This window comes from Kribbella turkmenica, assembly GCF_004348725.1.
GTDB classification, from domain to species: domain Bacteria; phylum Actinomycetota; class Actinomycetes; order Propionibacteriales; family Kribbellaceae; genus Kribbella; species Kribbella turkmenica.
The window spans coordinates 1-7862 of sequence record NZ_SMKR01000245.1 but is presented as its reverse complement, the minus strand read 5'-3'; the positions used below and the strand labels follow the sequence as shown (position 1 = coordinate 7862).

Here is a 7862-nt window from a genome sequence, read left to right as displayed (position 1 = left end):
CCATGGCGAGGAGCAGACCGGTTCTGATCCGGGTCGCGGCGCTCAGCTGCTCGATCGACATGTCAGCCCGTTCGCGGGCCGCCGTGAGCTCGCTGCCGATGCTCACGTCCCCACCGTCCTCTCCATCGCCCGACTGTTCAGCGGACCGACGACCTCGGCGACGCCGGCGGAATGACCGTCGTCATGATCTCAACGGCCTTGGTACGACGAGGTCACGGACGAGTCAGAGTTGTTCCCTGACCGGACACCTGGCGTCCGCCAGCATGTGCAGTGCCTGCACCACTTCCCCGTGCGACGGCCGCGCCGTCAATCCGAACGGTACCGCGAGCGAGGAGCCGGTCAACCGACGATTCGCGTCAGTTGTCTTGCGGGTCGAACTCGGCATCGCAGCCAGCACCGGGCCGGGATCGTGCAGATGAACGGCGATCCGGCCGTCCTCCAGGGGGTGCCGGCGCTTCAGCACCGTGACCTCCTCGATGTCCTCCCACCGGGTGCCGATCCACTCGTTGCGGATCCGCAGCCGGATGCCGACGTCGTCGGCAACCAGCATGTCCCCCACCGTCAGCGCCCGCGCGCAGACCACGGCCAGGACGGCGAACGCACCGGCCGCGATCCAGCGCAGTACGCCGGTCGGACTGGTGGACGCGGACGCGGCGAAGCCGACCGCGACCAGGGCGGCGCCGACCGCCAGCCCACCGTGCACCTTCTGGGAGGCGCGGACGGTGAACGGCACCGGCTCGGCGTCGAGGTCGAAGCGTTCTTGCCTGGGCAAAGCGCTCGCGGCGGTCACGTCACTCTCCTCGCAGGGTGGCGATGAAGTCCTCAAGGTCGTCGGGTTTCACCAGGACGTCGCGGGCCTTGGAACCCTCGCTCGGGCCGACCACGCCCCGGCTCTCCAGGATGTCCATCAGCCGGCCCGCCTTGGCGAAACCGACCCGGAGCTTACGCTGCAGCATCGACGTGGAGCCGAACTGCGTGGAAACGATCAGCTCGGCCGCCTGCACCACCAGGTCGAGGTCGTCGCCGATCTCGTCGTCGAGCTCCTTGCTCGGCCCCGCCACCGCGGTGACGTCCTCGCGGTAGGTCGGCTGGAGCTGCTCCTTGCAGTGGTCGACCACGCCGCGGATCTCGGACTCGGTCACCCACGCGCCCTGGATACGCATCGGCTTGCTCGCGCCCATCGGCAGGAACAGGCCGTCACCCTGGCCGACCAGCTTCTCCGCACCCGGCTGGTCGAGGATGACCCGGCTGTCGGCGAGCGACGAGGTCGCGAACGCCAGCCGCGACGGCACGTTCGCCTTGATCAGACCGGTGACCACGTCCACCGACGGCCGCTGGGTGGCGAGCACCAGGTGAATGCCGGCCGCACGCGCCAGCTGGGTGATGCGGACGATCGAGTCCTCGACGTCGCGCGGGGCGACCATCATCAGATCGGCCAGCTCGTCGACGATCACCAGCAGGTACGGGTACGGCGAGAGCACGCGTTCGGACCCGGGTGGCGGCTTCACCTTGCCGGCCCGGACCGCCTTGTTGAAGTCGTCGACGTGCCGGAACCCGAACGCCGCCAGGTCGTCGTACCGCATGTCCATCTCGCGGACGACCCACTGCAGCGCCTCGGCCGCCTTCTTGGCGTTGGTGATGATCGGGGTGATCAGGTGCGGGATGCCCTCGTAGTTGTTCAGCTCGACCCGCTTGGGGTCGACCAGGATCATCCGCACCTCGTCCGGCGTGGCCCGCATCAGGATCGAGGTGATCAGCGAGTTGACGAACGACGACTTACCCGAGCCGGTGGCCCCGGCGACCAGCAGGTGCGGCATCTTCGCCATGTTGGCGACCACGAAGCCGCCCTCGACGTCCTTGCCGAGCCCGGCCACCATCGGGTGATGGTCGTTGCGGGCGGTCGCCGACCGGATCACGTCGCCGAGGCTGACGATCTCCTTGTCGGTGTTCGGGATCTCGATACCGATCGCGGACTTGCCGGGGATCGGCGACAAGATCCGGACGTCGGCCGACGCCACCGCGTACGCGATGTTCTTGGACAGCGCGGTGACCTTCTCGACCTTCACCGCGGAACCGAGCTCGACCTCGTACCGGGTGACTGTCGGGCCGCGCGTGTAGCCGGTGACCTGGGCGTCGATGCCGAACTGGTCGAAGACCTCGGTCAGGCGATCCACCACCGCGTCGGAAGCCTTGGTCCGCGCCTTGTGCACCGAACCCGGTTTGAGCATCTGCCCGTCGGGCAGCGTGTACGTGATGTCGCCGGACAGGCTGAGCTGCTCCACCCGCTGCGGGATCGGGGTGTGCGGAGGCGGCTCGGGTGCCGAGTCCGACTTGCTGGGACCCCCGCCGGCACCGGCGGCGATGCCCAGGGCCGCAGGCCCGGCTCCAGCGGCCGCAGCCGCAGCCGCGTCGACGTCGTACGCGTCCTCTTCAGAAACGGGGGCCGCCTTTGACTTGCGCCCGCGCTTGGTGAGCTCACGCCCCTCGAGCACCGGCGAGTCGTAGGGCTTGACCGTCGGCTCGCCGTCCTCTTCCTCCGCGGCGGCCTTCGCCCGGCGCTCCTTGCGGGTGAGCCGGACGGTGTCGTCGGTCGGCGCGCCCGCGACGGACGGTGCGTCCTCCGGCAGCGCCGTACGGCCCATCAGTACGTCGAACGCCGCGCGGACGCGGAGTGGAATCGCGTAGACCGGCGTGCCGGTGATCACGAGCGCACCGAAGATCGAGAGCAGGACGAGCAGCGGCGCCGCCACGTACTGCGTCAACAGGTCGGACAACAGCGAGGAGACGACGTACCCGATCGCGCCGCCGGCGTCCTGCAGCGGGCCGTCGGCCGGGTTGCCCGGACGAGGCAGGCCGTTGGCGATGTGGACCAGGCCGAGCACGCCGAGCGAGACCGCGGTCCAGCCGATGACCTGGCGGCCGGCCGGGCCGTTGCGGTCCGGGTGGCGCAACGTGCGCAGCGCGATGAAGAGCAGCATCAGTGGGACGGCCCAGCCGAGCATGCCGACGCTGCCGCCTACCACCGTCCGCAGACCCTTGCCGACGGCACCTGGCAGGTCCCACCAGATCGCGGCGGCCACCACGACCGCCAGGCCGATCAGGAACAGGCCGCCGCCGTCGCGGCGGTGCTCGGGGTCCAGGTCCCGGGCGCCGTTGCCGATGCCGCGGACCATGCCGCCGAGCAGGTGCGCGATGCCGATCCAGATCTTCACGACACCCCGGCCGAGAGCGATCATGGCGGCCGCGAACGGGCCCGCTCCGCTGGTTTTGGGCGTGCTGGTCCGCGCGGCGGTCGAACCACCGCGCTTCGCGCTCTGCCCACGCTTCTGGGCGCCTGACGGACGGGAGCGTCCACCAGCAGCCGAACGGGCCGTGCTCGGCCGTTTGGCTGCCGACTTCTGCGCCCGCGCCGGGGAAGACGTGCGGGTCGCCATGTTCAGCAGGCTACCCCGATTACCTCTCGAGTCACACGTGTCACACGCCGATCACGCTGCCCCATCCGTAGCGTCACGACGCCGCCACCGGGCCAGGTGCCAGAGCACGACGTACCACCCGAGCGCGGCGAGCCCCCCGAAGACGAGCCCGGTCAGCACCAGCCGTACGGCGGTCTCGCCGGCAAGTTCCTCCGCTCCCCCGAGCTGTACGGCGGCTCCCGCGACACCCAACGCGAGCGTTCCGGCGAGGACGCCGTACCGCACCCAGGGTGGGACCTGATCGGTTCGATTCACCGGTGCGGTGCGGCGGTACCAGCGGTAGAGCCAGGCAGCCAGGATCAGGCAACCGCCGACCGTGCTCACGTACTGGAGGACGCGGTTGACGTCCCAGGTGGCGGTGACGCCGGCGCGAAAGAGGTCGGGGAACCGGCGGACGAAGTAGCCGTCGCCGTGGGTGAACGAGTCCCACAGCACGTGGGTGAGGGCGCCGAGGACGGCGGAGAAGGCGGCCCAGAGAAGGACGGTGACGGACAATGGCGGCGGGACGGGGAGGCGGGCGGCGAGGCCGCTGGGGGCGAGGGCCGTGAGCGGGCGTCTGATCACCGAGTGGAAGACCGCGAGCAGGATCATGGCGATCAGCGGGTCGAGCCAGAGGGCGGACGAGAACTCGTGCGTGAGCGTCAGGGTGAAGTCGCCGTGGATCTGCTGGGTGGCGAAGCGGTAGACCGGGTCGACGTACAGCAGGTCGGGAGCCAGCGCACCTGCCACCAGAGCCGAGGCGATCAGCGGGCGCCGGACGAGGGGCAGGACGGCGGCGGGGTGCGCGAGCGTGAAGGGCACGGTCGAAGCCTAGGACCCCCGAAGGTCGCCCTAGGCAACAATCAGGCGCCGGTGGTGCCGTCCAGTTGTTCGCGGACGAGGTCGGCGTGGCCGCAGTGGCGGGCGTACTCGCCGATCAGGTGGATGTAGACCATCCGGAGCGTCGACTCGGTGCCGTCGAAGGTGAAGGCCTCGTCCAGCGAACGCCCGGCCGCGGCCTCGTCGGACAACGTCCACTCCGCGATCAGGCCGTCGTACGCCGCCTGGGCCTCGGCCGGGTCGATGCGCTCGAAGTCGGCGTCCTTGCCCAGGTCCGGCGCGAACACCGGCTCGGCCGGCTCCCCCGGCGCCGAGTGGATCCGGAACCAGATCCGCTCGACCTTGGTCAGGTGCCGGATCAGGCCGAGCAGCGAGAGGTTGGACGGCGGCGACGGCCTGGCGGCCAGCTCCTCGGCGGTCAGCCCGGCGCACTTGAACAGCAACGTGGTTCGGTAGAAGTCCAGATAGCCCTGGAGCAGGTCGCGTTCGGGCGCGGTCAACGAGCCGCTCGGCCGGTCGACGGCGGGTGCTCTCCAGGTCATGCGTCCTCATTCGCTGCGTTGTCCACGATGTGTTCACCTATCTCATCACATGAGATGACCACTGGCGTTGACATATCCCGTTCGTTACCGTCTTCGGCAGGTCATGAGTGCCAGCGTCAAGCCCCGGCTCGCTGGCCGGCAACCCTCCTCCGCGGTGGGGTGCCCCGGGTGAAGACCAGGCCGTGCGGATACCCCGCTCGGCAAGCGCGGACTTCTCGGGAGCAGCAGCATGTCTATCCTCTCCATCCTCGAGCCTGCCAGTACGACGACCGCGCGGCCGGCGGTGGCCCGGCACGCGACCGGCAGCATCCCCGCCACGGTCGGCTCGGACCTGCTGGTCCCGCTGGCCGACGGCCGGGTCACGGACTACGCCAACTTCGACCACGGTGCGAGCGCGCCGTGCCTGGAGTCGGTCCGCGCCAGCGTCGAGGCGGCGCTGCCGTCGTACGCGTCGGTACATCGCGGCAACGGGTACGCCTCCCGGATCACCACGCAGTGGTACGAGCGCGCCCGCGCTGAGGTGCACGCGTTCGTCGGAGCCCGGGACGACGACCAGGTGATCTTCACCCGGCAGACCACCGACGCGCTCAACCTGCTCGCCCACGCCGTCCCGGCGGACGCGACGGTGATCGTGTTCGAGTCCGAGCACCACGCCGCGCTGCTCCCCTGGCCGGCCGAGCGGACCGTCCGGCTGCCGGCGCCGCGGAGGCCGAACGATGCCGTGAGCAACATCGCCGACGCGCTGCGGAACGCCCCGGAGGGTCCACGGCTCGTCGTCGTGACCGGCGCGTCCAACGTCACCGGCGAGATCTTCCCGATCGCCGAGATCGCCGCCGTCGCCAAGGCCCACGGCGCCCGCGTCTGCCTGGACGCGGCCCAGCTGGCGCCGCACCGGCCGGTCGACATCGCCGGGCTCGACGTCGACTGGGTCGCGCTCTCCGGCCACAAGCTCTACGCCCCGTACGGCGCCGGCGCGCTGATCGGCCGGGCCGACTGGCTGGACGCCGCCGAGCCCTACCTGTACGGCGGCGGCGCGACCACCGCGGTCACCGGCGACCTCGTGGTCTGGGCCACCGGCCCGGCCAGGCACGAGGGCGGCTCCCCCAACGTCATCGGCGCGATCGCCCTGGCGTCGGCCTGTGCGGCGATCAGCAACCACCGGGACGCGATCGAGCAGCACGAGCGCAGCCTGCTCGCCCGGCTCCGGACCGGCCTCGCCCAGATTCCCGGCGTCACGACGTATTCGATCTTCGGTGAGGACGCGGACCGCGTCGGCACGGTGTGTTTCACCGTCGCCGGGCTGACCTCGACGCTGGTGTCGGCCGCGCTGAGCGCCGAGTACGGGATCGGCGTCCGGGACGGCAGGTTCTGCGCGCACCCGCTCGTCGGCCACCTGCTCGCCGACTCGCCCGAGCACGGCACCGCAGTCCGGGCGAGCCTCGGTCTGGGGACGACGCGAGAGCACGTCGACCGCCTCGTCGCCGCCGTCCGGACGCTGGCCACCAGCGGACCGCGGTCGGAGTACGCGGAGTCGGCGCACGGCTGTCAGCCGGCCGACGATCCGCGCGACCTCCGGGCCCCGCGGATCTGGTGACCCTCCCCTCCTACTGCTCAGGAGGCACGAGACCTACGTGGTGAGCAGCGAACGCCAGCAGGTCCGCCCATTCGGAGGCGATCATCGCGGCCGGCTTTCCGAAGCCGTGGCCGGTGTTGACCTCGATGCGGGTCAAGACGGGTACGGACGCGGACTGCGCATGTTGCAGCGCTGCGATGAACTTGTGGCTGTGCAATGGCACCACCCGGTCGTCGTGGTCACCGGTGACCACGAGCGTGGCCGGGTACGACGTTCCGTCGCACAGCCGATGCAGTGGCGAGTAGGCCAGCAGGTCCTCGAACTGCTCCAGGTCGCCCGGGTGCCCGAAGTCCGACGCCCATGCGGCGCCGACCGTGAACAGGTGGAAGCGGAGCATGTCCATGACGCCGACACCTGGCAGTGCGACCGCGAACAGGTCCGGGCGTTGCGTCATCGCCGCGCCGACGAGTAGGCCGCCGTTGCTGCGACCGTGGATCGCGAGCTGCGCAGGCGTGGTCACCCCGGTGTCGCGGAGGTGCTCGGCGACGGCGATGAAGTCGTCGAAGACGTTCTGCTTGTTCTTCAGCCGGCCGGCCTGGTGCCAGTCGCTGCCGTACTCGCCGCCGCCGCGCAGGTTCGCGATCACCAGTACTCCGCCGGCCGCCAGCCAGGCCGGCCAGCCGGGCCGGTAATCGGCCAGGATCGGGATGCGGAAGCCGCCGTACCCGTAGAGCAGGGTCGGGCGTGGTGACGAGTAGTCCAGGTCGGCGCGGCTGATGACGAAGTACGGCACCTCGCGACCAGGCTCGAGCCGGCGCTCGACGGTGATCGGCGGCGAGGCGAATCCGCCTGATCCGCGGACGAGTTCCGGCAGAGCGCGAACGTCGCCGGTCGAAGCCGAGACGACGTACGACAAGGTCGGGTCGGTGGCGGTCGACAGGCCGACGAACAACTCGTCGTACTCCGGGGAGGCGTCGAGGCCCACCACTCCCCCGCCCGGTGCGTCGACGACGCGCGCATCGGAACCGTCGGGTGCGTACAGCGTCAGCACCGGCTGCGCGTCCACGAGCGTCAGCGTGGCGGGGCCGGACGCCGTGCCGCGGACGGCCTGCAAGGTGTCCGGACCTTCCGGGACGAGGTCGGTGAACGTCCCGTCCAGCGAGGCGAGCACCACGCGACCACGAGGCGCGTCGCGATCCGTGCGCAGCACCAGGTCCTCACCCGACATGCGCACGAACGCGATCTCGTCCGCGAAGTGGTCGACCACCTTGACCGGCTCGCCGAGCCCGTCGGAGGTGATCGGGTAGACCCACAACCGGGTGGCCGGATCGGTGCCTTCGGTGATGTGGACGACGAGATACCGGTCGTCCTCGGACACCTCGGGCGTGATGAAGTACTGGTCGTTCTCCGGGAAGCTCAGCACCAGTTCGTCGGCGGACTGCGGCGTGCCCACCC

The 7862-nt window shown here is 70.6% G+C and carries 6 protein-coding genes and 1 riboswitch; of the genes, 1 reads left to right on the top strand and 5 read right to left on the bottom strand.

Going from position 1 to position 7862, the window contains the following annotated elements; translation table 11 throughout:
- Positions 1–223 precede the first annotated feature (223 nt).
- From E1218_RS33705 to E1218_RS33690, 4 genes are all read right to left on the bottom strand, one after another.
- On the bottom strand, positions 224–790 hold the full coding sequence (locus tag E1218_RS33705) for a hypothetical protein (RefSeq protein ID WP_132327098.1): 567 nt from the start codon (positions 788–790) through the stop codon (positions 224–226).
- Position 791: 1 nt separating this feature from the next.
- Positions 792–3236, bottom strand: a complete 2445-nt coding sequence (locus E1218_RS33700; protein ID WP_132327099.1) for an FtsK/SpoIIIE family DNA translocase — start codon at positions 3234–3236, stop codon at positions 792–794.
- A 249-nt stretch (positions 3237–3485) separates the two neighbouring features.
- Positions 3486–4274 carry a DUF4184 family protein gene (locus tag E1218_RS33695; RefSeq protein ID WP_132327097.1) on the bottom strand — a complete coding sequence of 263 codons (789 nt, stop codon included), beginning with the start codon at positions 4272–4274 and terminating at the stop codon, positions 3486–3488.
- A gap of 41 nt (positions 4275–4315) precedes the next feature.
- The gene (locus E1218_RS33690) at positions 4316–4834 is read right to left on the bottom strand and encodes a DinB family protein (protein ID WP_132327096.1); all 519 of its coding nucleotides are present in this window, start codon (positions 4832–4834) and stop codon (positions 4316–4318) included.
- Positions 4835–4933: 99 nt separating this feature from the next.
- A riboswitch (SAM riboswitch) is annotated at positions 4934–5047 on the top strand.
- Between the two features lie 16 nt (positions 5048–5063).
- Between E1218_RS33690 and E1218_RS33685 the strand changes: the two genes are divergently transcribed.
- Entirely contained in the window at positions 5064–6428 is a 1365-nt protein-coding gene (locus E1218_RS33685; RefSeq protein WP_132327095.1) for an aminotransferase class V-fold PLP-dependent enzyme, read from the top strand.
- Positions 6429–6438: 10 nt separating this feature from the next.
- Here the strand turns inward: E1218_RS33685 and E1218_RS33680 are convergent.
- Positions 6439–7862: prolyl oligopeptidase family serine peptidase (locus tag E1218_RS33680; RefSeq protein ID WP_132327094.1), on the bottom strand; the 1424-nt coding region annotated here is incomplete at its 5' end.